Source organism: Treponema bryantii, from assembly GCF_036492245.1.
GTDB lineage: Bacteria > Spirochaetota > Spirochaetia > Treponematales > Treponemataceae > Treponema_D > Treponema_D bryantii_C.
This window is the reverse complement of record NZ_AP025286.1, coordinates 860,525-886,638: the sequence shown is the minus strand read 5'-3', so window position 1 is coordinate 886,638 and position 26,114 is coordinate 860,525. Positions and strand designations below refer to the sequence as shown.

At 39.2% G+C, this 26,114-nt stretch carries 18 protein-coding genes and 1 tRNA gene; 14 read left to right on the top strand and 5 right to left on the bottom strand.

Annotated elements, in window-relative coordinates; all coding sequences use genetic code 11:
- Positions 1–58: 58 nt before the first annotated feature.
- Together AABJ44_RS04210 and AABJ44_RS04205 are read left to right on the top strand one after the other, a co-directional pair.
- A complete protein-coding gene (locus AABJ44_RS04210) occupies positions 59–748 on the top strand; it encodes an HAD family hydrolase (RefSeq protein WP_074643059.1) in 690 nt (229 codons plus the stop codon).
- Positions 749–775: 27 nt separating this feature from the next.
- Complete coding sequence (locus AABJ44_RS04205; RefSeq protein WP_338370659.1) at positions 776–5,554, top strand: SpiroCoCo family coiled-coil protein; 4,779 nt, start codon at positions 776–778, stop codon at positions 5,552–5,554.
- A 104-nt stretch (positions 5,555–5,658) separates the two neighbouring features.
- Here AABJ44_RS04205 and ispF read toward each other — a convergent pair whose 3' ends face one another.
- The 3 genes from ispF to AABJ44_RS04190 are packed head-to-tail and all read right to left on the bottom strand — an operon-like array spanning position 5,659 to position 7,508.
- A complete protein-coding gene (ispF, locus tag AABJ44_RS04200; RefSeq protein WP_338370656.1) occupies positions 5,659–6,132 on the bottom strand; it encodes a 2-C-methyl-D-erythritol 2,4-cyclodiphosphate synthase in 474 nt (157 codons plus the stop codon).
- The gene (gene ispD, locus AABJ44_RS04195) at positions 6,107–6,865 is read right to left on the bottom strand and encodes a 2-C-methyl-D-erythritol 4-phosphate cytidylyltransferase (protein WP_074643066.1); all 759 of its coding nucleotides are present in this window, start codon (positions 6,863–6,865) and stop codon (positions 6,107–6,109) included. Before ispD ends, ispF begins: the two co-directional genes overlap by 26 nt.
- Positions 6,840–7,508, bottom strand: coding sequence for a CarD family transcriptional regulator (locus AABJ44_RS04190; protein WP_338370654.1), 669 nt, complete (start codon positions 7,506–7,508; stop codon positions 6,840–6,842). The genes ispD and AABJ44_RS04190 overlap by 26 nt, the downstream gene beginning before the upstream one ends.
- A 375-nt stretch (positions 7,509–7,883) precedes the next feature.
- Between AABJ44_RS04190 and AABJ44_RS04185 the strand changes: the two genes are divergently transcribed.
- A complete protein-coding gene (locus AABJ44_RS04185; protein WP_338370653.1) occupies positions 7,884–9,896 on the top strand; it encodes a DEAD/DEAH box helicase in 2,013 nt (670 codons plus the stop codon).
- 45 nt (positions 9,897–9,941) lie between these two features.
- A complete protein-coding gene (locus tag AABJ44_RS04180) occupies positions 9,942–12,047 on the top strand; it encodes a SpoIIE family protein phosphatase (RefSeq protein WP_338370651.1) in 2,106 nt (701 codons plus the stop codon).
- A 5-nt stretch (positions 12,048–12,052) separates the two neighbouring features.
- On the opposite strand, the gene AABJ44_RS04175 is transcribed toward AABJ44_RS04180, so the two are convergent.
- Positions 12,053–13,885, bottom strand: a complete 1,833-nt coding sequence (locus AABJ44_RS04175) for a hypothetical protein (protein ID WP_338370650.1) — start codon at positions 13,883–13,885, stop codon at positions 12,053–12,055.
- Positions 13,886–13,948: 63 nt separating this feature from the next.
- Between AABJ44_RS04175 and AABJ44_RS04170 the strand changes: the two genes are divergently transcribed.
- The 6 genes from AABJ44_RS04170 to AABJ44_RS04145 all read left to right on the top strand — a co-directional run bounded on the left by AABJ44_RS04170 (position 13,949) and on the right by AABJ44_RS04145 (position 21,069).
- On the top strand, positions 13,949–15,394 hold the full coding sequence (locus AABJ44_RS04170; RefSeq protein WP_074643090.1) for a tetratricopeptide repeat protein: 1,446 nt from the start codon (positions 13,949–13,951) through the stop codon (positions 15,392–15,394).
- Complete coding sequence (locus AABJ44_RS04165) at positions 15,391–16,575, top strand: TraB/GumN family protein (RefSeq protein ID WP_074643548.1); 1,185 nt, start codon at positions 15,391–15,393, stop codon at positions 16,573–16,575. The genes AABJ44_RS04170 and AABJ44_RS04165 overlap by 4 nt, the downstream gene beginning before the upstream one ends.
- A 98-nt stretch (positions 16,576–16,673) precedes the next feature.
- Entirely contained in the window at positions 16,674–18,119 is a 1,446-nt protein-coding gene (locus tag AABJ44_RS04160) for a hypothetical protein (protein ID WP_338370648.1), read from the top strand.
- A complete protein-coding gene (locus tag AABJ44_RS04155; RefSeq protein ID WP_338370646.1) occupies positions 18,116–19,186 on the top strand; it encodes an efflux RND transporter periplasmic adaptor subunit in 1,071 nt (356 codons plus the stop codon). The genes AABJ44_RS04160 and AABJ44_RS04155 overlap by 4 nt, the downstream gene beginning before the upstream one ends.
- A 14-nt stretch (positions 19,187–19,200) precedes the next feature.
- The gene (locus tag AABJ44_RS04150; protein ID WP_177177732.1) at positions 19,201–19,878 is read left to right on the top strand and encodes an ABC transporter ATP-binding protein; all 678 of its coding nucleotides are present in this window, start codon (positions 19,201–19,203) and stop codon (positions 19,876–19,878) included.
- Between the two features lie 3 nt (positions 19,879–19,881).
- Positions 19,882–21,069 (top strand): ABC transporter permease, encoded by a 1,188-nt coding sequence (locus AABJ44_RS04145; RefSeq protein WP_074643100.1) that lies wholly within the window; start codon positions 19,882–19,884, stop codon positions 21,067–21,069.
- A gap of 7 nt (positions 21,070–21,076) precedes the next feature.
- On the opposite strand, the gene AABJ44_RS04140 is transcribed toward AABJ44_RS04145, so the two are convergent.
- Positions 21,077–22,786: a hypothetical protein gene (locus AABJ44_RS04140; RefSeq protein WP_338370644.1), complete on the bottom strand. Its 1,710-nt coding sequence runs from the start codon at positions 22,784–22,786 to the stop codon at positions 21,077–21,079.
- A 123-nt stretch (positions 22,787–22,909) separates the two neighbouring features.
- On the opposite strand from AABJ44_RS04140, the gene AABJ44_RS04135 reads away from it, so the two are divergent.
- From AABJ44_RS04135 to mscL, 4 genes are all read left to right on the top strand, one after another.
- Positions 22,910–22,983, top strand: a tRNA-Ala gene (locus tag AABJ44_RS04135).
- 316 nt (positions 22,984–23,299) lie between these two features.
- Positions 23,300–23,833, top strand: coding sequence for a hypothetical protein (locus AABJ44_RS04130; protein WP_338370642.1), 534 nt, complete (start codon positions 23,300–23,302; stop codon positions 23,831–23,833).
- A gap of 145 nt (positions 23,834–23,978) precedes the next feature.
- The gene (gene gpmI, locus AABJ44_RS04125; protein ID WP_338370641.1) at positions 23,979–25,634 is read left to right on the top strand and encodes a 2,3-bisphosphoglycerate-independent phosphoglycerate mutase; all 1,656 of its coding nucleotides are present in this window, start codon (positions 23,979–23,981) and stop codon (positions 25,632–25,634) included.
- Between the two features lie 47 nt (positions 25,635–25,681).
- Positions 25,682–26,113, top strand: coding sequence for a large-conductance mechanosensitive channel protein MscL (gene mscL, locus AABJ44_RS04120; RefSeq protein ID WP_338370640.1), 432 nt, complete (start codon positions 25,682–25,684; stop codon positions 26,111–26,113).
- The last annotated feature ends 1 nt before the right edge of the window (position 26,114 follow it).

Below are 26,114 nucleotides of genomic sequence, written 5' to 3'. Positions count from 1 at the left end.
AATATCTCCCTTGCACAATTATATATACGTTTTTTCTATATTATGTTATAATGGAAAGGTGAATAATGTTGATTTAAAACAGATTAAGGCTGTTGCATTTGACATCGATGGTACTCTCTACAGGGCATGGAAGTTCAATCTTCGTATTGCTCCTTATTTTCTGTTTCATTCTTTCTTCTTCTTGAAATATGGTCTCGTTCGCAACATTATGCATAGAACTGAGCCAACTCCAGAATTTGTAAAACTCCAGGCTTCGCACATGGCAAAAAAGCTCAAGTGTTCGCCGGAAGAAGCAGAACAAAGACTTGAAAAGATTATTTACAAAGGACTGGAAAAATACTTTGTAAACCTGAAGCCTTGCAAAGGGGCTTTGGAATTCATTCATAAACTCAAAGATAATGGATATAAACTTGGACTTCTCTCTGATTTCCCTCCTGAACAGAAGGGTGATATCTGGGGAGTCCGTGATTTATGTGATGTAGTTCTTGGTTCAGAAGAGGCGGGAGCTCTTAAACCGGATCCTACTCCATTTCTCCGACTGGCAAAGGAATTCAACCTGCCGCCGGAACAAATTCTTTATGTGGGAAATCATCACAAATACGACATTCTTGGAGCGCACAACGCAGGCATGAAAACAGCCTGGCTGATTCTTCCGCATTGCGGATGGATTGGTAAAAAATCAAAAATAGCTGATTTAACTTTCTGGCATTATAACCAGTTATCAGACTGGTTCTTTGGTTCAGAATAACAATAAAAAATTGGGTGGGGATAAAAAATGGAAATCGTAATCGCAATTCTCTTTTCTACAGTCATTTCAATGGGAGTGTCTTTGTACTTCCGTATGCTGAGTAAGAAAGACGACCCTCTGGAACGAATCAATAAATTTGCAAACAAGAAAACTAATGAACTCAACGAAGCTTTTGGAAAAATTCAGACCAGATTCAATACGATTATTTCAGACTTCAACGCACAGCAGACACAGGCAAATGCCGCAGTAAAACTTTTAAAGCAGCAGAATGAAGATTTTAATGCTAAGATGCAGACCTTTGATCAGAGCATCAATGCAGTAAAAAACATTAAATCTCAGATTGATGCATATTCAAAAATTCTCAACGAGCTCAATGATATGACAGCTCAGGTTGAAGAAAATCTTGAACGTCTTCATAAGGAAAGCGGTGTAATTACTTCTCTTGATGGAAAGCTCTCAAAACAGCAGCAGCAGATTGTCGCAATCGAAAAGAAAATTCCAGAAATCTCAAAGGAATTCTCAGCAAAGAATGCAGAACAGCTTAAGGCTGTTGGCACTACCCTCATTGAGAACTACGAAACCCGTGCTGCAAAACTTACAGCAGATATTAAAGCATCTCAGGGAGATGCAGAAAAAGCTCTCAGTGAAATCAGACAGAGTATTCAGGAAGCTTATAATGATGCTGCAGCAAGTGCAGAAAAACTTGAAAACACAGCCTTTGTTCACCTCAGCGAGCAGGCTCAGCAGAGAACAGATAAATATCTTAAAGAACTCGGTGATCAGACAGCAGCCCTTCAGAGTGAACTCGAAAAGCAGACTCTCGCAATCAGAAATGACATTACAAACAGAACAGGAATCATTCATTCTGAACTTGAAGCAAAAGAAAAAGAACTTATCAAAATGTTTGAAGATAAGACAGCCGCTGCAACTGCTTCTTACAAAGAATCTGAAAACAAGCTCCTTACAGATGCAAAAACAAATCTCATAAAGATTAACGAAAAGTTCAACGAAAAACTCGGACAGCTTTCAGAAGCCTTTGCCGGTAAAGTGGATGCACTTCAGACAAAATACAATCAGCAGCTTGAATCTATCGGCGGACGTAACGACGGAATTATTGCAAAAACACTTGCCCGCTTTAATGAAGACAGCAATAAGCTTGAAGCAGAATACACAAAGCAGATGGAAAGCATTCAGAAGAAAAATGAAGGTAACTACTCTGCCCTTTCTGAAAAGTTCAACAGTGACTTCCAGAAATTCCAGGAAGCCTATACTTCTGCTTTTGAGAATGCAACCGCTACAAATAATAAGAAGGTAAATGACTTCAACCAGCTCTTTGTAGAAGAACATAAAAAGTTTGCAGAAGAGCATGAACGCCTTGTTCAGGATTTTGCTGCAGCAATAAATGAATCACAGAGCGTAAACGACAGAAAGCTTGCAGAACTCAAGGATTCTCAGGATGAACAGATTCAGAGCCTGAACGAAATCTACAATTCAGAATATACAAAAATCAAGGAAGAATACATCGGTCGCTTTGAGTCTCTTCAGGATGAATACTCACAGCAGATTGACGGCCTTCAGAATGTATTTGGAAACCGTATCGAAGAGCTTTCTAATACAGAAGATGATTACAAGGCAAGAATTGAAAACCTCCGCAGTCAGCTCGAAATCAGTCTTCGTCAGTGCAACGAACGTTCAGCTTCTCTCCAGACAGAAATTTCTGACATGCAGGAAAAACTTACTGAAACCCTCAAACAGGTTGCTTCAGAAGCTACAACTTCCGTTCAGAATGCAGAATCTTCTGTACAGGCAATCAAGACTCAGTGTGATGAAGCAGAACGCAAGGCTGCAGCTCTTAAACCAGAACTCGAAGAAAAGATTGCTCAGATGAATATGAGCCTCGACAACGTTCAGAACGAAACTCTCCAGAAACTCGAAAGACTTCAGTCTGCAACAGAAGCTCAGATTAACGCAATTCAACAAGAAACAACTTCAAAGATTGAACAGCTTCAGGATGCATCTGATTCTCAGATTACAGCCATTCAGAGAGAAACGTCTGACAAACTTGAACAGTTCCAGAACTCATCTGAAAATCATATTGAAGAAATCCAGAAAGAAACTGAAGAAAAGATTGATCGTATTCAGACCTCGGCAGATAATCAGATTACTGCAATTCTTTCTGAGACAGGAACAAAAATCAAAGAGTTCCAGGCTAAAACAGAGCAGGCACTTAAAGCACTTCAGAGTGATTCTGCACAGAAGTATGAAACTATCAAGGCAGAAAGCAATTCTAAGTTTGATAATTTCAGAAAAGAAACAAATACAAAGATTGAAGTTTTCCAGAACGAAGCTGATAACCAGATTGAAGACTTTAAGAAAGATGCTGCTTCAAAAATCGGAAGTTTCCAGAATGAAGCAGAAACTCAGATTGCAGAATTCAAAAAGGATACAACTGCAAAACTTGAAAACTTCCAGAACGAAGCAGACCGCCAGATTGAAGGCTTTAAGGGAGATACTACAACCCGTCTCGACAACTTCCAGAACGAAACAAACGCTCGTCTCGAAAGCCTTACAAAAATCATTACCGATTCTGTTCGCAAGGCAGTTTCAGAAAGCGAAGTTAAACACCTCAATATTCTTGAAAATGTTGACAGTCAGCTCAATGCCTATAAGAAAGATATTGAATACAAACTGTCACAGATTCAGGTTTCAGAAAGCGATATCGATACACTCGAAAAGAGCCTTAAGGCTGCAATGGCTGAAGTTCAGAACAGAATTCTCAGAGACTTCGATACCTTTACTACAAGCCAGAAGCAGAAGCATGAAGAATTCAGTAATACAATCAAAGAAGATTCAGCCGAAATTGAATCTAAGATTACAGAAATCAACCGCTCACTCGACAGCCTCAAAGAAACTGCAACCGGCAGCATGAGTGCTAAGATTCAGGAATTTGAATCAGAGTTTAATCAGATTCTTTCAACAAAGAGCAATCAGATTGATTCTGATCTTTCTGAATGGAAGAGCGACCTTGATACAAAGCTCACAAAAATCTCCAACACATACGAAGACAACCGTAAAAAGCTTGAGACTAAATATCTTGATGAGTTCAAGACAGGAATTGAAGGACTTCAGACAAGAGCTTCTGATCAGTACACAAAGGTTGCAGCATCCATTGAACGCACAAAGCAGGAAATGGAAGATTCAATTAAAGACATTCAGGACTTTGTTAACCGCTATAAGAGTGATACAGATAATTCCCTCAACACTCTTACAAAAACATCTGAAGAAGTTCTTAAGAAAGAAATTGAAAACAATAAAGAACTTGTACAGACTACCCTTTCAAAGCTTCAGGAAGAATTGCTTGGAGACCTTAAGCTGTTTGAAGAATCTCTTAAGACAAGACAGGAAACAGGTTCCTCTTCAATCGATGCCGCTCTTGCAGAATTCAATACCTGGAAGCAGCAGCTTAAAACTCAGTTCGAGGATTCAGCCGCAATCTTCAATACTGACCTTGAAAAGTTCAAGGCACAGTCTGATGATAAGATTAACGAAGAAGCACAGAAGCTTCTCCAGAATATGAATGATTACGCAGTTGCAGTTCAGAATCAGCATAATGAACTCAACGACAAGATTGCTGATCTTGAAAACAAGACCGGTACTTCTATTAAAGAATACGAAGAAAAGTCAAAATCAATTTTAAATCAGATGGGCAGTATGTACAAGAAAATGCTTGAAGATACTAAGTCTCGTCTCGAAGAACAGGAAGCAGCTGCAAAAGAAAGAACAGAAGCATTCAAGAAAGACATCAAGGAAGCAGAAGACAGAAATGCTGCAAATCAATCTGCCTTCACTCTTAAGATGCAGGACAACGCAAACCTTATTCAGACCCGTCTCGGCGACATTGAAAAGGAATTGCAGGACGTTAAATCTAACATTCAGAACTATGAAACTGCAGACAAGATGCGCCGTCAGCTCGAAGCAAATGTTGCAGAGCTTAACAATTCATTCACAAAACTTAAGGGCTATGCAGATTCAGCTGATAAGATGAATGTTCAGTATACTTCTATCCTTAAGATAAACGAAGAAATTAACCGCCAGCTTGCAGGAATGGAAGCACAGAAAAACCGCGTTATTGGTCTTGAGCAGCAGTTCAATAAGATGCTCGCTCTTTCAAACACAATTGATGATCGTATTCAGTCTTTGAACACAACTTCTGATGACCTGCAATCTATGGAAGTTACAGTACGTAATTACAACGACCGTCTTCAGTACGTTTCTGAACAATATGAACGTCTGGACAAAAAAGATGAAGTTGTAACACGCATTATGACTGATGTTGATAATCAGTTTGAAAAACTTAAGGAACTCGAACAGAGACTTACAAACTGTAACCGTCAGGCTGTTTCATTGCCACAGGAAATCAAAGAGGTTCAGGCAAACGTTGATAAGATTCTCCAGAGTGGACCTAAACTTACTACAGCTATCGGAAAACTTGAAGATCTTGATGGTATTATCACTGATACAGAAAAGCGTATTGAAGCACTCAATTCTGTTCAGAAAGGTATTCAGAAGACACAGCTCGATCTTGAAGGCATCAACCGCGATGTTGATAACAAGTTCAACATCTTACAGAAGATGACTCAGCAGGAACTTGCTAAAAAGCCAAGAGCAAAGGGAAATACAATAAATCCTCAGATTAACGAGACTGTAAGAACCCTTAAGCGTAAGGGCTGGACAATTGCAGAAATTGCAGAAAATGTAAAGCTTACAGAAAACGAAGTTGATTTGATTCTTCAGTTACCGGAGTAGGCTATAATAGAAGAGCCGTTAAAAAACGAGCTGCGACAGCGGGTCGTTTTAGGCTCAACCAGAAAACGCCTCAAGCGGCGAGACTATGCAAGCCGCCCATACGCCTATCGTTCAAGCAAGCAAACTGCCTGTGCCTCTATGGCATCTGATGTACCAACCGGCGGGAGTTTCTCGCCGGTTTTTGCTTTAACAAAGACCTGAGAAGCTTCAACTTCAAGGATGGCAGCAATACTTTCTATTACTTCCTGACGATGAGGCAGGAACTTTGGTTTTTCAAGTTTTATAACGCAGTCAAGGTTTCCAAGTTTCCAGTCTGCATTGCGGACATCTTTCCACACTGCTCTCAGCAATTCTGCAGAATCTGCATCCTTCCACTTAGCATCCTCAGGTGGAAAATACGAACCGATATCTCCAAGACCGGCAGCACCAAGAAGTGCATCAGTTATTGCATGAAGAAGAACGTCGCCGTCAGAATGGCCGTCCTCCCCTTTTTCAAAATCAAAAACAACGCCGCCAAGAATCAGACGTCTGCCCTCAACGAGGCGATGTAAATCATAACCAAGCCCAACTCGAATCATCCGGCACCTCCTGGTCATTTTGTAAGTCGCTGTCATCCTGAACTCGATTCAGGATTTCCAAATCTGACGGATATGTGATTTTTATATTATTTACGTCGCCTGGAGTTACACGGACACGGCCGCAATATACACCCCAGATTTCTGTGTCGTCGGTGTATTCTTTACCATCTGCTGCTGCGCGGCCGTGAGCCTCGAGAAGTTTATTAAACTCAAAGCATTGAGGCGTCTGCACTGCAGTAAGGTTGCTGCGCACCAGATGACGGGTTATAAAACCTTCACTGTCTATTTCTTTTTGAGTATCAGTTGGAGTAATGCCTGGAACAGAAGCTCCGTATTTTACAGCAGCTTCCAGTGCTTCCATAATAACTTCCCGGCTCACAAAAGGCCTTGCCCCGTCATGAATCAAAACAATATCAGGCTGGCCCGTTACAGCGAGTAATCCGTGGTAAACAGATTTCTGCCGGGTTTCAGCACCCTCAGTAATTCTGACTTCAGGAGCAATTTTACCGAGGGCTTCGATACACTTATCAATTCCGCCAGCAGGACAGGTTACTATAAAGTCTGTAATTTCAAGCCCTTCACAGGCATTTAAAAAAGTTTCAGCACAGACCGAGAGGACTGTGCCGTTTTTATAAGGAAGATATTCTTTTTTTATACCGCCGCCAATTCTTGTAGAAGAACCGGCCGCAGTAATGATAATTGCAATTTTAGAATGAATCGTCTTCGTCGTCAAAATCGTCATCCGCACCCATATCGTCAGCTGAATCATCTTCATCATCAGAATCATCTGAGCTGCGTCTGTTATTTCCTTCCGAAATATCATCCATCAAATCATCATCTTCATCATCATCAAGAATCATTGTATGTTTGATTTTTGGAGTTGCTCCAGGTGGCTCGAGCTTTGTATGAATCTCGGCTTCAATATCCTTTGAAGATTTTCCAAGTGCATAAGCAATTTCATCTTCAAGAAGTTTCTTTGCTGAATCATAAAGTTTGCGCTCAAGGATTGGAAGTTCCTTTACCTTACTTCTGTTGTAAAGGCAGCGAACAATTGTAGCGATATCTTTTACAGTACCCTTCTTAAGAAGGTCAAGGTTCATCTGATAGCGGAGTTTCCAGTCTGAAGTGATTGGTTCAAAATCATCTGAAAGCAGATTCAAAGCTTCCTGCGCTTCTTTGGCAGAAACTATCTGTCTAATACCAAGATTCTCTGCATTCTCAACAGGAACCATAACAACCATATCAGAGGCTTCAATATAAATCTTATAGTAAAGGACAGTATTATCTTTAAAAGACTTCTCAAAAACTTCCTTTACAATTCCAACACCCTGACTTGGGTAAACCACTTTCTGGTTAATTTTAAATTTTTGTGCCATATTCTCTATATTATACATCAAAAAAATGAAAAATTCAATCAATATGAAATTTACAGTGAGATCAATAAATCACAGAAATCTTGAAAAAACCAAAAGTACTCCGATATTTTAAAGAATTAAGGAAAATTTGGCGCGAGGAAGCGGATTTGCAGGGCAAAAAGACTTTGTTTGTGGCTGCCGCGAGAGCGGCAGTATAATAGTTTCTATACCACAAACAACGTCTAGCGCAATATTGCGCGTTTTTGTCTTGCAAATACGCGACCGGAAGCCAATTTTGACGATGATTATTTTAGAATGAAGAAGCTCTTATGACTATTGCAAACTTTGACATTTGTTGCTTAACTTTGCAATTTCTTGTATATTATCTGAACTTATATGACAGATTTTATTGAAAACACTGCAGATCAGACTGCAGACTCGACATTCACTGACGAAAAAATCGAAAACGAAACTCCAGACACTGTAACTTTTGAAGATTTAGGACTTGATGAATACACATTGAAAGCCGTTGAGAAAAAAGGCTTTGTTACACCTTCTCCAATTCAGGTGCTCGCTATTCCGCGCCTTCTTACAGGAGATACTAACCTCATTGCTCGTGCCAGAACAGGTACCGGAAAAACTGCCGCTTTTGGATTACCTATTATTCAGAACGTACGCGGTAAGTCTGACCATGTTGAAGCTTTGATTCTTGAACCAACCCGTGAACTTGCAATGCAGACCTGCACTGAGATGCAGTCTTTTTCTACTTCAGACTATCCACGAACTACTGTACTTTATGGTGGTGCTTCTTACGCTGCTCAGATTAAAGACCTCAAGCGTGGCTGCGAAGTTGTTGTTGGAACACCGGGACGTATTAAAGATCACATCGACCGCAAAACTCTCGACCTCAGCAAAATCAAATACTTCATTCTTGATGAAGGTGATGAAATGCTGGATATGGGCTTTATTGACGACATCGAAGAAATTTTCCGTCACGCTAATCCAGACTGCCGTATCCTTCTTTTCAGTGCAACTATGCCTGCCCCAATCCTCAAGATTGCCGGCGATTTTATGGGCGAGTATGACATTATCGAAGAGGAAAATGTAATTGACGAAGCACTCCTCATCGACCAGAAATACTGGGTTGTAAAGGAAAGCGAAAAGATTGAAGCTCTTGTTCGCCTCATCGACATTTCACCGGATTTCTATGGTCTTGTATTTACAATGACAAAATCAGATGCAGACCGTGTTACACGCGAACTCGACCTCCGCGGTTACGAAGCGGCTGCCCTTCACGGCGATATCATGCAGAACCAGCGTGAAAAAGTTCTTGAACGATTCCGCATGAAAAAGACACGCATCCTCGTTGCAACAGACGTAGCTGCCCGCGGTATCGATATTAAGGGAGTTTCTCACGTTGTAAACTACTCTCTTCCTTTTGATACAGCAACTTACGTTCACCGCATTGGTCGTACAGGCCGCGCCGGAACAGAAGGTATTGCAGTTACATTCGTTCGTCCGGAAGAACGTCGTAAGCTCGGCTTCCTTTCAAAGAATATTAAGAAGGCCACAAAGAGCGAGTTTATCGAAGGAAAAATTCCAAGTGTAAACGAAGTTTTGAACGTAAAGAACGAACGCGTTATCAAAGAGTTGAAGGAAAAAGTATTCAATACGATTGTTGAGAGCTCGCAAAGCGAGTGTATCGAAACATCCGAAGAACTCAACAACGATGCGACATCTGCGGTAGTTTCGACAAGCACAACCACCGTATCCACCGTAAAATCTGAACTCCTCACTCCACTTTTCACAGACCTCGCTGCAGCTCTTTGCGAAGGACAGGATGCACAGCAGGTACTTGCCGGAGTTCTCTCAACTGTATACGGCGATCAGCTTTCTCCAAAGCACTACGGAAAAATCAATACACTTTCTTCTGCACCACGCGGTGATCAGAAACGTATTTTCATTTCTCTTGGTAAAAAAGACGGATACCGTGCTAAAGAAATTGCAGACTACTTCAGCGAACTGCTTCATATTCCAGGCCGCCTCGTAGACGACATCGATGTTGCTCAGAAGTTCTCTCTTGTAAGTCTTCCTGTTGCTTCTGCACGCAAAGCTATTGAGATGTCAAAATCTAACCGAAAGCTTCCGCATATGCACTTTGATGAAAAAGACGGCGGAAGAGGACCTCGCAGACCTCATAATGACAAAGCAGATTTTGCTCCGTCTCGCAGTGAACGCCCTTCTCGTGGTAAACGAGACTCTGCAAAATCAGATAAGGCACCTCGTGGCCGTCTTAATGCAAAGGGAAATAAGCCAAACGTTCATGCACAGACAGAACGTTCTTCATCACGCAAAAATGGTGGAGCTGCACTCTACAAGAAGAACGGTAAAAAAGCAGAGCGCTTCTAATTAAATTCGCTTTTTTTGCTATTATGGTTTATACTGTTATTTTAGATGAAACGGTCTGTTTTAGCAGTTTTTATCATTCTGATAACAGTATTCACCTTCTCTGCCTGCAGCAGTAATAACAAAACTGCACGATACGACGTTTCCAATTTTGTATCATATCTTGAAACACCTCCAGAATATGAACTTGGAGATGTATTACCACTCACCTTTGATTTTAAACCTCTCAGCAAAAAAAATATGAGCAACCTTATCAAGGTTCTTGAAAATAAAGATAATTATATCTGGCTGAAAATACAATTTGTTCTTCCGGAAGACCTTAGATACCGTGATCTTGGACTTTACATCGGCTATATTCGTGGTGCAGATCTTCTTTTCTTAAATAATATAAGCATAAGACAATACGGAGAATTTCCTCCGGCTGCAAACAGTGCAGGCTTTACCGGCCAGTACTTTATGTTCTCTAAATCAAATCTTGATCAGGTTGGAATAAATACAGTTCTCATAAAAGTATGGCCAGATGCCTTCGGAAGTGTTGCAACAAAAATGTATCTTGGAGAGCGTCCGGATATTTATACTGCAAGCGAAAGAATTAATTTCTTTAATGCAAAGATTATTCTTTCTTTTGCCGCAATCATGCTCGTAATCTTCTTTATCTATATTTTCCTTTATGTAGTAATGAAAAATTATGAAAATCGTAATGTATATCTGTTCTTCGCACTATTAAATCTAAATACCATTCTATTCCTCCTTCCTTTCTTCCTTTCAGAGATTTTATGGGCAAAACCGACATGGCTTTCTTATACATGGGTAATTCGCCTTTTCCTTTATGGAGGTTCTGCTACAACAATATATTTTGCAAATTCATTTATCATTGCATACTTAAAGGAAAAAAATCCTCCTGCTATTATCATTGCAAGACTTATTATATATATTATTCCCTTAATCTGGGGTTTTACCCGTACTTCAACAAAAAGTCTTAATAATTTTATGCCTATCTTATATTTTTTTGCATCAATACAATTTGCCTTCAGTATCCCACGGCTTATCAAAGCCCTTATTGATAAAGAAAACAGAAAAGATGCCATTTTCTTATTCATAGGCTTTTCTCCTGTTATTGCAGGCGTAATCATTGATTCAGTACTAAAATTTGGAAATCTTAGTCCTAACCTGCCTTTCTTTACGATTTATGGCTGGCAGATTACTCTTTTCATCTTCCTTGGTTCACTTCTGCTTCGTTTTGGCGCTATGTATATGCATAACACCGAACTTAATATTAAACTCGCTGACTTTACAAATCATCTTGAAGATGTTGTAGCTATAAGAACAAAAGAACTTTCAGAAGCAAACTATGTACTTTCAAAGGGGCTTGAAACAGTTGCCCATGTTCAGAAGAACTTCCTGCCTTCTAAAAACAGGGTTTTCCGCGGCTGGGATTTAGCGATTTCCTATAATGCTGTTGATAATAATGTTTCCGGCGACCTTTATGATTATTACTTCTCAGACGGCATTCTTGACGGAATGGGAATTTTTGATGTATCCGGTCATGGTATTCCAGCTGGCCTCATGACAATTCTTGCTAAAAGCATTATAAGCCAGCATTTTATTACTGGAAAAAATCAGGAAGAATCAATTTCAAACGTTCTTAAGGATATCAATAAATCATATATAAAAGAAAAAGTTGATGTTGAAAACTATATAACAGGTCTTCTTTTCCGCTTCAGTGAATTTAATAAAAAAGATGTCTGTAGTGTAGAATTTGCAAACGCTGGACATCCATATCCACTCTTGTACAGCGCTGCGGAAAATAAAGTTATCGAATTAAAGCCGGAAAATGAAAAGCAATACGGTATTCTTGGTGTTGAAGGTCTGGATGTTTCCTTCCCTCCTATAAGTTTCCGTGCATCACCAGATGATATCATTATCTGCTATACAGATGGACTTACAGACTGCACTAACAGCAGTGGAAAGGACTTCACAAAAGAAAGAATCATCAAAACTCTTCAGGATTATCACCATGAAAGTGCCATTATGATTATGAACCGCATAATGGACAAATTCTTTGATTTTATAGGACATGAAAAATATAAAGACGATATAACCCTTATAGTTCTTAAGCGTTCGAACTCTAAGGATTATATTGAAGAAATCTAATATTCTTATTCGTTGCTTTCTTCTTCAGTTTCAGCAGGTGCTTCTGCTGTATTTTCAGTTTCTTCTGTATTTTCTACTACAGCAGGTTTAGTTTCAACTACAACTGCAGGAGCAGGTTTTGGAGCACGATATCCAAGACGAACCTTTTCAAATTCTGTCTTATGACGTGATTTCAAGAGCAGAGTTTCAGAAGGCTTCTTATATACATAACCGGAAGAATTATAAGTTTCGAATCTAGGGTCAGTTCTGAATGCCATATCATAAATATAAATACTGTAGAACTGAGGAATACCCTTCATAATAATGTAGTGAGTATCACCCTCTGGGAAGTCTATAGTAAGAATATCCTGATCTACACCATGTTCCAGTCTGATTGTCTTAGCACAAGTCCATGCCCAGATAATCTTTCCATTTGTATCATAAATCTTCTCAAAATGAGGATAGAAGGTATTATTATATGCAACAATCGGATAAAGATTACTGAGAGTACGCAAATCGAATGAAGAACTCTCTGAAAGGTAAGAATTAACAATTGCATAACCAGCCTTTTCAAGAGTTTCAGACTCAGTAAGTCTACCATAGCGCAAAAGTGCAATACCGATTTCAACAGCCTGATTTACAGAAAGGAAGGTATCATTTTCAGAAATAGTCAGTATATTACCCTCAAACTTACATGCCTCTGTAATTTTTTCAATTGAAGGATCAAGAATAGGCTCAAGAATTGAAGCATAATCCGGTGAAAGACTCATAAGATCTACATAAACCTGAATAATTCCAGAAATCTGTGCAATTGAAAGGTTATATGGATCAGCACCAGCTGCATTTGTAAGCAGTTTCTTTACAACAGTCTGATTTGGATTCAGATAAATGAAATCAGAAATCTTATGAACAGTAAATAAGTCAAAAGTTCCTCTGTCGGCACTTTCAGCAATTCGACGTTCATATTCTTTCATAACCTTTTCAAGGTTATTATTCATATCTTCAAGAGTATTGAAATATGGTGCAGAAAGATAAGTTCTCTGCTTGCTCTTCTTTATACTTTCAGGAACATTTTCAATAGCATTTGTGTATTTTCTTGATTCAGCCTGTGCTGCAACATAAGAAACTGCTACCTGTTCTGTGATATTTGATTCAACGTTATTTGTTTCAAAGGCATTGATAAGATCCCGCTTAAACTGCGAAACTGTCTTTGCATATTCAGAAAGACTTGCAATAGGATTATCAATAATATCATCAAATGTAAATTTCTGATTAGCATCATAAATAGAATAAGTTGCAACAGAATTACGAGAGGTAAAATCAAAGTGTCCGGTATTTACAGCATGACCTGCAAGTTCCCACGCATTACGTTTTCCGCTAAGAACAAGGCTGTCTTTTTCTGCCTTTACTATGCTCATATTCGATGAATAATTGTAAGGCATAGAAAAATCAGAAACTGAATCCGGCAAATCAGTAATAATAGCAAGAGAAGATGCTGGATCCTCAGAAGCCAGTTCAAACGTAACTTTTACGCCTTCTGTGAAGTTTAAAGTAATAGAGAGTGGTTCTTCCTGTTGAACATCTCGCAATTGAACGGCAGATTCAACGCCTTTCTTTGTGATAACAGCAGGATTCTGGTCATCAAAAAAGAAATTGATACCGTTATAGGAAAGTCTGGCCTTATTTTTATAGGCTATTACACCTGACTGCTCATCAATAGCTTCAAGGGTAATCTGCAGGTTTCCGATTTTTTTAATAATATTGGAATCTGTTCTAAATTGCAGGACAAAAATGCCGATGATAATAACGATATCGACAATAAGCAGTCCTAATGCTTTTTTTAATATCCGAATGCTCATTGTATTAATAGTTTAGCCAATGATTCGGTTAATTTCAACTATATACAAAGGAAAGTAAAAAGAATGATCAAGAAAAATAATTCTAAGATTGTACTGATTCTTGCTGCGGGAGCCCTTTTAAGCTCTACTATCTTCATCACAGGTTGTGCTTCAAAACCTGCAGATGACACCACTCCAAAAACAGAAGTTTCTACTCCAGAACCTAAAAAAGAAACTAAAAAGAAGGAACCGGAAGATCCTCCAAACGTAAAGTTCGTAAAGCAGCTTAAAGCACTGCTTGCAAAAGGAGATACTAAAGGCGCAATAGCTCATTTTGATGAGATTCCTTCTTCTTTGAAGAACGATCTTGAACTAAAAAATCTTCTTGGTGCTCTTTATTTTTCAGACAGCCAGTATGAAAACGCAATTGCAATAGCAGAAGAAATTCTTGCAGTTGAACCTGAAAACATGGATGCACTTGAACTGATTGCTATGTGTAACAGGGCAAAAGGTGATAAAAAGGCATACAAAGAATCAACAGACCGTATTCTTGCAGCAGATCCATACAATCCTTCTGTAAATATTCAGAAAGCAGAGGAATATGCTGTAAACAAAAAGTATAAAATGGCCCGTGATTCATATAAAAAAGCACTTCGTGGAGATCCTGAGAATACAGACGCACTTTTCGGCTACGCTCAGATGTCTTACTACACAGATGATTTGAAATCAGCTAATGACAACTTCCAGAAAATCCTCGACAAGGATCCTGAAAATGCAGCTGCCCTCGCCTACATGGGAAAACTTGCTTATGATAATGAAAACTATCTTCGTGCTACAAAGTTCGTACAGCAGGCTCTTAAATATGATCCTAACAACTACGATTACTGGATGGACTACGGTACATATCTCCGTTATCAGGGAAAATTTAAGGATGCAGCAAATGCATGGAAAAAGGCCGTTGAACTTGATCCATCATACTTCCTTGCCTATGCATATCTTGCCGGAAATTATGATGATTTAGGCCAGTTTGACGAAGCTCTCGAGAACTATCATAAGGTAATCGAAACAAATCCAAAGTATTTCTATGCATATGAATCTACAGCTATTCTCGAATTCCATGCTAAGAATTACGAAAATGCAATTAAATACTTTACTAAAACTTATGAATACAGCCCAAGTTATGCCTATAGCCTTATGATTGCTGCCTGCTGGTACAAACTCAATAAACCTCTCGAAGCAAAAAAGGTTCTTACTGCACAGCTTAAAAAACTGGATAACAAAACAACTGAATATGATCTCGTACGATTCTATAACGATGCTTACAATAGAAATGCAGAATCAAATCTGATTCAAAAAATCACAAAAGAAACTAATAGCAATAACCGCGGTAAAATGCTATTCTACATGGGACTTTATTATGAATTGAACAAGGCGGAAGATCTCTCCAGAGAATATTACGCTAAAGTTACAAGTATGAAGGCTCCTATGTTCTTTGAATACAGGATTGCCGAATGGGGATTGATGCAATGAGCCAGACTCAGATTCAACTGGACTTTAATGGCCGCAAGATAACACTTGTAGGTACAGCACACGTTTCTAAAGAAAGTGTTGAAGAAGTAACTGAAACTATAAAAAATATACAGCCAGACTGCGTAGCCGTAGAGCTTGATGAAAAACGTGCAGATTCTATTAAAAATCCGTCACGTTACAGTCAGCTGGACCTGGTAAAGGTTCTTAAAAAGAAGCAGGGATTCCTTCTGCTTGCAAATATCATGCTTTCTTCATATCAGCGCAGAATGGGTCTTAATGCCGGTGTAAAGCCAGGTGATGAGATGATTGCGGCAATGAATGCAGCAGAAGAAAACAATATCCGCTGTACTCTTGTAGACCGCCCTATTCAGATTACCCTTAAACGAGCCTGGGGCAAAAACAGTTTCTGGGGAAAATGCAAGCTTCTTGCAACTCTTATTTCAAGCGCATTCAGCAAAGAAGAAGTTGATCCAGAAGAAATTGAAAAGCTTAAGCAGCGTAATGAAATGGACTCTATGATGGATGAACTTTCTGATTACATGCCTGTTATCAAGAAAGTTTTAATAGATGAAAGAGACCAGTATCTTGCTTCAAAAATCTGGGAATCAGAAGGTAATAATATTGTTGCCGTTCTTGGAGCAGGTCACTTACCTGGAGTACAGGCATATCTTGAAAAACTCGGAGCCGGACAGGCTTCTTCAAATGTAGCGGAACTTGAAGTTCTTCCAAAGCCTGGTATTTTTGGTAAAATTCTTGCAGTGTTAATTCCTGCTTGTATTATCGGTTTGATTATTGCAGGCTTTGTATATGGTGGAGTTCATGCAGGAACACAGATTCTTTCTACCTGGTTCCTCTGGAATGCTATTCCGGCTGCAATTCTTACAGCAGTAGCCTTTGGACATCCACTGGCAATTCTCGTTGGATTTGTTGGAGCTCCATTTACTTCCCTCTGTCCTTTTATAGGAATTGGTTTCTGTACAGCTATTGTTCAGGCAATTGTATGTAAACCAAAGGTTAGTGATATGGAAAACCTTCAGGAAGATGTATCTTCTCTTAAAGGCTTCTATAGAAACCGTATTTTAAGAACTCTTCTGGTGTTTATTCTTTCTTCTCTTGGAAGTACACTCGGAACATTCATCGGTGGAGCAGACATAATCGGAATTCTCCAGAATCTTAAGTAAAAATAAGAATCATTAAGAGTCTTCTTAGATTCACCAAAAACCTGTTTCCTTTTTTCAAATTTCCATTTTTATATATGTAGATACAACAGGAGATATTAATGATTAAAAGGAAACTGCTGATTATTACAGTACTGTGCACTCTGGGCTTTAACATCGCTGCTGAAACAACATCAACAGCTTTGCCGGATACAACACAACTTCTACTTTCATATATTGAAAACGATTACGAACTAAAAAATCTTACTATTGCTGCGAAAAAGACACAGCTTTCTTATGATGCTACAAAAATCGACAAAGGTTTTGATTTTAGTCTTGCAAGTGGAAACATAACTATAAAACTTTCAGAAGACGGAACTACAATATCTGCAAAACCTTCTGTAAAAGCAGAACTTCCACAGGCATCAAATCTTTCTGCATCAGTTCAGACAAATGTAAACTACACAACTGATGACACTTCAATTTCTGATACTTCAGTTTCACTTGGAGTAGACATTATTTCCTCTTCAGCTCTTACAAACAAGATCTCCCTTTTAAAAGCAGAACGCTCTGTTATTGAAGCAGAACGCAAACTTGGCAAGCGGGTTCTTTCAGCTGAAAAAGAATTCTATACTGAACTCAAAGCCCTTCTCTCTTCTATTAACTCTATTATGAGTGCAAAAGAAGACCTTTACAGTGATACTCTTGAATTTGAAAAAATAAAGATTCAGGGGTATTCAAAAGCATCTTCTACTTACAGAAAAGCAGAACTTAAAGTAATTACAGACGAGCACAATATTGAAAGCAGCCTGCATTCTTTTATCCATGACTTTATTGTCTTCTATAAAAAGTGTGGTTATGACATTCAGATAGATGATAACACAGACCTTATGACTCTGGTTCCATCTGATATTGAAGTAAGCACACCACTGAACATTCTTGATTTTGATAAGGAAAACTACACTTCTATTGAAAGTGCAAAATGGACTTATAAGATTAACATCATGGAGCGAAGCACAAATAAGAACTATTCGCTTTCTGCTACAGCCGGTTATACCTTTGATAATTCAACAACTGATTCAGATTCAATTGATGCAGGACTTACAGGAAGCATCGGAGGGCTTTCACTTGGAGCCGGTGTAAGTATGCCTATAGGTGGAACTTCAAACTACCCTGCCCTCAATTTTAGTATCAGCCTCAATCCTAATACATTCCGTAAAAATACAATTTCTAAAAAACAGGATTCCCTTACAGAGGAACAGGAACTGCTTGCAATAGAAACTGCAGAAATTGATTACGAAACCTTAATCGTAGAAACTCAGCAGAAGCTCGATTCACTTCTCTGGGAACAGAAAACTGTACAAGAAAATCTTTTGATGTATGAAGATCTGGAAAGAGATCTTGCTGCAATGTATAAGCAGGGCTTTACAACCGAAAGCGATTACCTTTCAGCAAAAACAAATCTTAATTCTTATATCGTAAAAAAAGTAATGAATCAGATTGATTTGATTATGTATAACGATGATGTTGTTATGAACTTTATTCCTGATAACGAGGTAACAAAATGAAAAAGAAAATTAAAATCATAATAATCTGCGCTGCCGTTCTGGTAGTAATTGGTATTGGGCTTGTTTTACTAAAAACTCTTTTAAGTTCTTCTGGAACTGAAAAGGTTTTCTATACAGCAAATGTTGAGACTTATGAAAATATAATCGAAATCTCAGGTACTGTTGCTGCAGCTCAGGAACAGACTCTTCAGGCTCGCAGTGCGGGTACTGTTACTGCGGTTTATGTAAAGGCCGGTGATAAAGTAAAGAAAGGCGATATCATCATTCAGCTGGATGATTCGGAGCAGCTTTACAACCTCGAAAAGCAGGAATACAACATGGCAACTAAGAAGTTGACCGCCTCGGCGCGTGAGTTGAGGCTGCTGGAAACGGAGCGGAATTCGCTGCTGCAGAAAGTTGAAGACCGCAAGGTTACTGCAACCTTTGATGGAATTATTGCAGATCTCGATGTTGCAGTTGGAGATTCTCTCGAAGCTAAGGATGAAGTTGGAACTCTGGTAAACATCGACTATCTGACTGCTGAAGTTGAAGTAACTGAAACAGATGTTTCTAAGCTTGAAATCGGTCAGACTGTAAACTTTACTTTCCCAGCATACAGCAACGAAACTGTAAAAGGTTATGTAACAGGCTGGCCTGCAATTGGTACTGTGACATCTCGTGGCGCAACTGTTGTAAAAGTAAAACTTCGTATAGATGATTATCCTGATGAAATTCTTCCAAACTTTTCTTTCACTGGAAAAATTGAAATCAGTCCAACAGAGCAATATGTTGTTGTTTCCCGCTATGCAATAGGTTATGAAAACAAACAGCCATTTGTTGTACTTGCTAAAGGTGAACAGAAAAAATCTGTAAAAGTTCAGCCTTATGGTTCTGAATACGTAAAGGTTCTTGAAGGCCTTGAAGGTGGAGAAGTTTTGATTCAGCAGTCAAAACCACGTGCTTCCGGCATGAATAGAAACAGACCAGGTTCTTCAAGTGGAAACAGTAAGAATAAAAACAGTGGCGGCGGAATGCCTGGTGGTATGCCAGGTGGCTTCCCAGGTGGTGGACCTGGCGGTCCGATGTAATCTGGAGGCTTATCATGGAAACTGTAGTCAGCTTACAGGACGTAGTTAAAACTTACGTCATGGGAGAAAACGAAGTTCATGCGCTCCGGGGAATCAGTTTTGATATTCATCAGGGAGAATTTGTTTCTATCATGGGACCTTCCGGTTCAGGAAAATCAACCTGCATGAATATGATTGGCTGTCTGGACCGCCCTACTTCGGGAATTGTAAAGATAAATGGCCGCGAGACTGCCCTTATGACAGAAAAGGAACTTGCAGTTCTGCGTAATAAAACGGTCGGATTTGTTTTCCAGCAGTATCATCTGATTTCTGCAATGAATATTCTTGAAAACGTTATGCTTCCTCTGAAATATCAGAAAGTTGACCGCGCCGTTCGTATTGAAAAAGCGAAGGCAGCTCTTGAGGCTGTCGGTCTTGGAGAACGCATTCATCATAAACCTCATGAGCTTTCGGGTGGTCAGAAGCAGCGTGTTGCTATTGCCCGCGCCATGGTAACAGAACCTAAGATTCTTCTGGCAGACGAACCGACTGGAGCTCTGGACACAGAAACTGGAAAACAGGTTATGGAAATGTTCCGCAAAATCAATAATGAGCAGAACACAACCATAATTATCGTAACCCACGACCCGAGAATCGGTGAATCTACAGAACGCTGTATAAAAATTCTCGACGGTCAGATTGTAACGGAGTAACACATGTTAGAAGACTTCATAAATGCTTTCAAAAACTTCAAAAGCAATAAAACACGAACCTTCCTTTCTCTGCTGGGTGTAATTATCGGTGTTGCTTCAGTTATCGTAATCACAAGTATGGGAAGCAGTTCTACAAAGCAGATTCAGGACACTTTTGGAAGTGCCGGCCTTGATGTTGTAAGTATCAGTGCAGGTTTTATGAGCCGCCGCGGAAATTCCTCTTCTGTTACTTTTGATGAAGCGGCCCGCACAGACCTTTTTGATAATATCAAAAACATCAAAAAAATCTGGTACAAAAATACGCTTAATGCAACAATGACTTACGGAGAAACTTCATCATCTGTAAACTGCAGTGCTATTGAAACAGGCTATCTGGAAATGTACAATCTTGAACTTGAAAAAGGCAGTTTCTTTACTGTAACTGATAATGAAGAAGGAACTCAGAAAATCATTTTGAATCATGATACTGCAGAAAACTATTTTCCTGCTGGAGATGCTGTCGGCAAACAGGTAATTCTTGTTGCAAGCAACACTACTTTTAATTTTGAAGTTGTGGGCGTACTTAAAGAACAGACTACAGGTATGGAAAATGGTTCTGCATTTATTCCCCGCGGCTTTTACGCAAAGAAGATTAAACCGAATCCGGCTGCAGCAACTGTAATGGTTCAGACAACTTCTTCAGATAAAGCTGTTGCACTGGCAACTGAAATCAAAAGCTATTACACAGAAAAGACAGGTTCAGAATATTCTGTAAATGTAATGAGTATGCAGTCTATGCTGGAACAGATGAGCGAAATCACAAGTACAATGAGTATTATGCTCAGTGCTATTGCAGCAATTTCCCTTCTGGTTGGCGGTATTGGAATTATGAATATCATGATTGTAACGGTTACTGAACGAAAACAGGAAATTGGTATTCGAAAAGCCCTTGGTGCAAGCCCTGCAGATATAAGACAGCAGTTTTTGATTGAATCAGCAAGCATTACCCTTCTCGGTGGAATAATTGGAATAATTGTCGGAATTATCGTAAGTCTTGCAGTGGAATATGTACAGTCGAACGCACTGATTATCAGCACGAACGCCTGCATAATTTCTTTTGTGTTCTCGGTATTTGTGGGAATATTCTTTGGACTGAATCCAGCAAGCCGTGCGGCAAAGCTGGATCCTGTAATTGCATTAAGCGGCGAGTAACGGGAAATCAATAACCATCCGACATTTCGCGGTTGGCATCTTTCTTACAAAGCTCATCATAAACAAGAGAGCGTTTGCGGAGTTCTTCCTTAAGAGGCTTAGGGAATGGCATATTACGCCAGAAGATTCCGCGAACATCCTTGTCCAGACGCTGAACACCAGTAGATTCCTTTGTCATCCAGAGAATGTAATCTTCAATAAAGAATTCCTTTACATCACCCTTCAGTTTCATCTGGTCAAAATGCTGATAGTACTGACCGGTAAGACCTTCTTCCATCCAGTAATACGAAGCCTTTTCCTTAGCAACCTGCCAGCGTAAATCAGCTACAGCTGTAAGAACGGCAATCTTTAAATCCTTAGGATACATTGGAACAACAATACGTCCACGGCTTGTTACACGATTATAGCGGTCGAAAGGTTCCCAGCAGAAACCACGGTCTCCATAAGTTGGAACAAGCAGAACATAAGGCACAATGCGGTTTGGAACATTCTTATGTATTCTGTGAAATACTCCCGGATCGAGCGATTCAATCCATGTAAGAACATCGATTACGTTTTCACGGGTACCTGTACCACGCTCAGTACAATGGTAGAATTCACGTGTAAAAATAGGGAACTGATTACCACGACGACCAACTGTCATTTTTGCCATCTGGCGAACAGTTTCAAACTCTATCTTAACGGCTTCTGTATCATTTGTTGTTACAGCTGCTCCACCACCTGCATTGATTTTGTCCTGAACATTATCGTAAGTTGCCTTTGCCTCTTTGAATTCTTCCAGAACCTTAGAAAGCTCTTTATCATTCTTTGAAAGACGATGCAGAATATCTGTAATTTCCGGCAGAAGCTTACGCTGCATTTCTGTATATCCAGCAGAATGATTTTCAAGTCCAAGCACCTGATTATGCTCACACAAATCTTCTATATCACGCTTAAGCTCACCTTCGAGCATACGGCGTTCATTTTCTTTGATGTTCAGGATATTTTCAGTACTCTGCATTTTTCCAGAGTTCTTTGACTGAAGCTGCATTAGACGAGACTGTTCTGCAGAAGCAGCCTGATCAGGTGTCATATTGGCTGTTTTCACCTGCTTCTTTTCATCGGTTGCAGAATTGTTCATGCGGCCCGATGCAATCTCTTTGAACCATTCATCAACATACATGATTGGTTCACCTTCTCGGTTTTCAACAAAAATCTTCGAAAAGAAATCCTTTGTTTCCTGTTTGAAAAGAGAAGGAAGAACAACGCCAAAGCGAACCAGCATTTTCTTTGGCATCGGGGTATCAGTATATCCCATCTTACCTACCATTCCACGAAGAAGTTCCCAATAAGATGTTACTATCTGCTGACGGTAAACAGCGCGGTCTTTAGGATCCTGACAGGTAAGATATTTTGAAAGAATCTGATGAACACGCTGAGCTGACTGATTTTCACCAGTAAGTGCTGTCTTATAATATTTTGTATCGTTAAATATTTCTGAAGGAGTATCGTTTGTAAACTTTTCGATAGGTGCAAATTCAGTACGGCTTAAATCAACTTCATGAAGAGATCTTACAGAAACAGAACCTGCTGAACTTGAAGAAGTTTCTTTACTTCCAGAAGAAGGAGATTTGAACATTCCAGAATCTGAAATATCTGTTACTGCATTATCTGCCGAGTCTCCAGTTTCTGATTGTGATAAAAGCGCTGCAATTTCTGGATCCAATCCATCACTCATAAAAAGTCTCCTATAATATCCTCAATTATAAGCCATAACCCCTATATTCGCAAGAATGAAAATGATTTTTGAAAAAATGTATTGAACAAAAAAAAGAAATTCTATATTATACACTCATTCCTTGGGGAATTAGCTCAGCTGGCTAGAGCATCGGCTTTGCAAGCCGAGGGTCAGGGGTTCGAACCCCCTATTCTCCATCAAGACCTGAAATCGCAAGATTTCGGGTCTTTTTTTTGCCTGTTTGTATCCTTAAATTCTTCAAATACACGATATATTATTACACTTACAAAATTGATAAATCCGGATGAAAATAGTCAAAGTACAGAATCAGAACCTTATACAAGAATTACAACAATTTATTTAAGTAAAAACTAATCGTTAGAAAAAAACTGAACAGTAGCAGTTTTTCACTTGGTGAAAGACTGCTTTTTATATTTTTGTTGTAAAACAGTAATTTTTCCATTAGTATTATAGTAATTACTAAATTTGAACTAATTTCTTAAGGAGGCTTAAATGAATAAGTTCGTAAAAATGTTAGGAATTTTCTTGCTTTCAATAGCATTATTTATTGGATGTAAAAATAATGACGATAATAGTTACCAGTCAATTACTCTTTCTGATGGAAACTGGACTATGGTAACCGAATTTGAATTACCAACACTTTCTAGAATTGTTATTACATTAAAAGCAACTATTACTAATGGTAATTATGTTTTCACATCTGGAACAACCACAACTGTTTATACAAAAGCTAATTTTCCTGGAATGGATTTTTCTGAAATGACAGATGAAGAAATTCAAAACGAAATTGAATTTTTAAATATGTTATCTTTTGATACTTACTCATATGATAGTGAAAACGAAGAGATTTTAATAACTAATACATTTACAAATGAAGAACTTGAAGAAATGAAAGGAAATTATGATTTTTCAAAAATACCTTCAAGCGCACATATTACTTCAAATGACGATAAAACAGAGTATATAATTACAGAAACTGAGAATGGTGAAACCAGGACCATCACTATTACAAAAGATTCTGAATAATTCCATTTATTCTTCTGAATAAATTAGAGGCCGCATTTCACTTTGTGAAACGCGGCTTTTTTTTTGCCTCGTTGTAAAACATCTATTTTTTCATTATTATAGTAAATATTGTTTAATTTGATATATTTTTATAGGAGCAATACAAATGGCAGACACAATGCATGCATTGGAAAAGAACCCTAACTGGAAGGGTCGTCGTGGTCCTGTTGTCCTTGTAATTATGGACGGCGTTGGATATGGAAAGTATGAAGAGGGAGATGCAGTTAAGGCTTCTAAAATGAAGTATCTGGACTGGTTTACAAAGAACTGCCCTCACACTCAGCTTAAGGCACACGGAACTGCAGTAGGACTTCCTAGTGATGATGATATGGGTAACTCTGAAGTTGGTCACAATGCTATGGGTTGTGGTCGTGTATTTGCTCAGGGTGCTAAACTTGTTGGTGAATCAATTTCTTCTGGCAGCATGTTTGAAGGTGCTGTATGGAAGAAGCTTGTAAAGAACGTTCAGGACAAAGAAACTACATTCCACCTTATGGGTCTTGTTTCTGACGGAAACGTTCACTCTCACATTGATCACCTTAAGGCTATGATTACTCAGGCTCACAAAGAAGGTGTAAAGACTCTCCGCGTTCACGCTCTTCTGGACGGACGTGATGTTCCTCCAACATCTGCTCTTGAATATTTTGAACCACTCGAAAAATTCCTTGCTGAGTTCAGCGATGTAGACTATCAGATTGCTTCTGGTGGTGGACGTATGTACATCACTATGGACCGCTATGGTGCTGACTGGAGCATGGTAGAGCGCGGATGGCACGCTCATGTTTTGGCTGATGGTCGTCAGTTTGCAAGCGCTACTGAAGCTATCAATACATACCGTAACGAAAACGCTGGCCTTCTCGATCAGGATATGCACGAGTTCGTAATTGCAAAAGACGGAAAACCTGTTGGACCAATCGTAGACGGCGACAGCGTAATCTTCTTCAACTTCCGTGGAGACCGTTCTCTTGAAATTACTGCAGCATTCGAAGAAGACAACTTTACTCACTTTGACCGCGTACGCCGCCCTGCTGTTGAATATGCAGGTATGATGGAATACGATGGTGATAACCACAAGCCAGCTCAGTTCCTTGTAAACCCACCAAGCATTGACCGCACTATGGGTGAATATCTTACAAAGACTGGTGTTCATCTTATGGCAATTTCTGAAACTCAGAAATACGGTCACGTTACATACTTCTTCAACGGTAACCGCCCTGGTGAATTCGACAAGAATCTTGAAACATATATTGAAGTTCCATCTGATGTTGTTCCATTCGAACAGCGCCCATGGATGAAGTGTGCTGAAATTACTGACAAAGTAATCGAAGCTATTGAAAGCGGAAAATATGACCACATCCGTCTCAACTACCCTAACGGTGATATGGTTGGACACACTGGTGTATTCAACGCTGTTGTATGTTCTATGGAAGGTATGGACCTCCAGCTTGGCCGTCTTAAGGCAGCTATTGAAAAGGCAGGTGGTATCCTCTGTCTTACAGCTGACCACGGAAACTCAGACGATATGTACGAGCACAAGAAGGACGGTTCAGTTGCTATGGGTGCTGACGGCGAACCAAAGCCAAAGACATCTCACTCATTGAACCCAGTTCCAGGTATCATCTACGACCCAGAGTACAAGGGAGAATACGAACTTGAACTCAACAGCGGTCTTGGAATCTCTTCTTGGCCTGCAACTCTCATGACTTTGATGGGCTTTGTTCCACCAACAGATTATGACAAATCAATGATCAACTTGAAGTAAAAAATAAATGCCGGGTTATATGCCCGGCATTTTTATAGGAGGAAAATATGGAAACTATAAAGAACGGCCTTGGAGCTGCTAAAAAGGAACTCGGTGCCTTTAAGAAATTCATTTCCCGCGGAAATGTAATTGATATGGCTGTCGGTGTAATCATCGGTGGTGCATTCGGAAAAATTGTAACAAGTCTTGTAAATGATATTGTTATGCCGCTTATCGGACTTGCACTCGGTAAACTTGATTTTGCATCTTTGAGCATAAAAATCGGCGAATCAGAAATTAAGTACGGTAACTTTATTCAGACTGTTGTAGATTTTCTGATTGTTGCACTTTGTATTTTTATTGTTATTGAGATTTTCGAAAAGTTCAAGAAAAAGGAACAGGAAAAACCTGAAGAACCACCTGCTATTGTAAAATCTGACGAAGCAATTCTTCTTGAAGAAATCCGTGATTTACTAAAGCAGAATTCTACAGACAAATAAA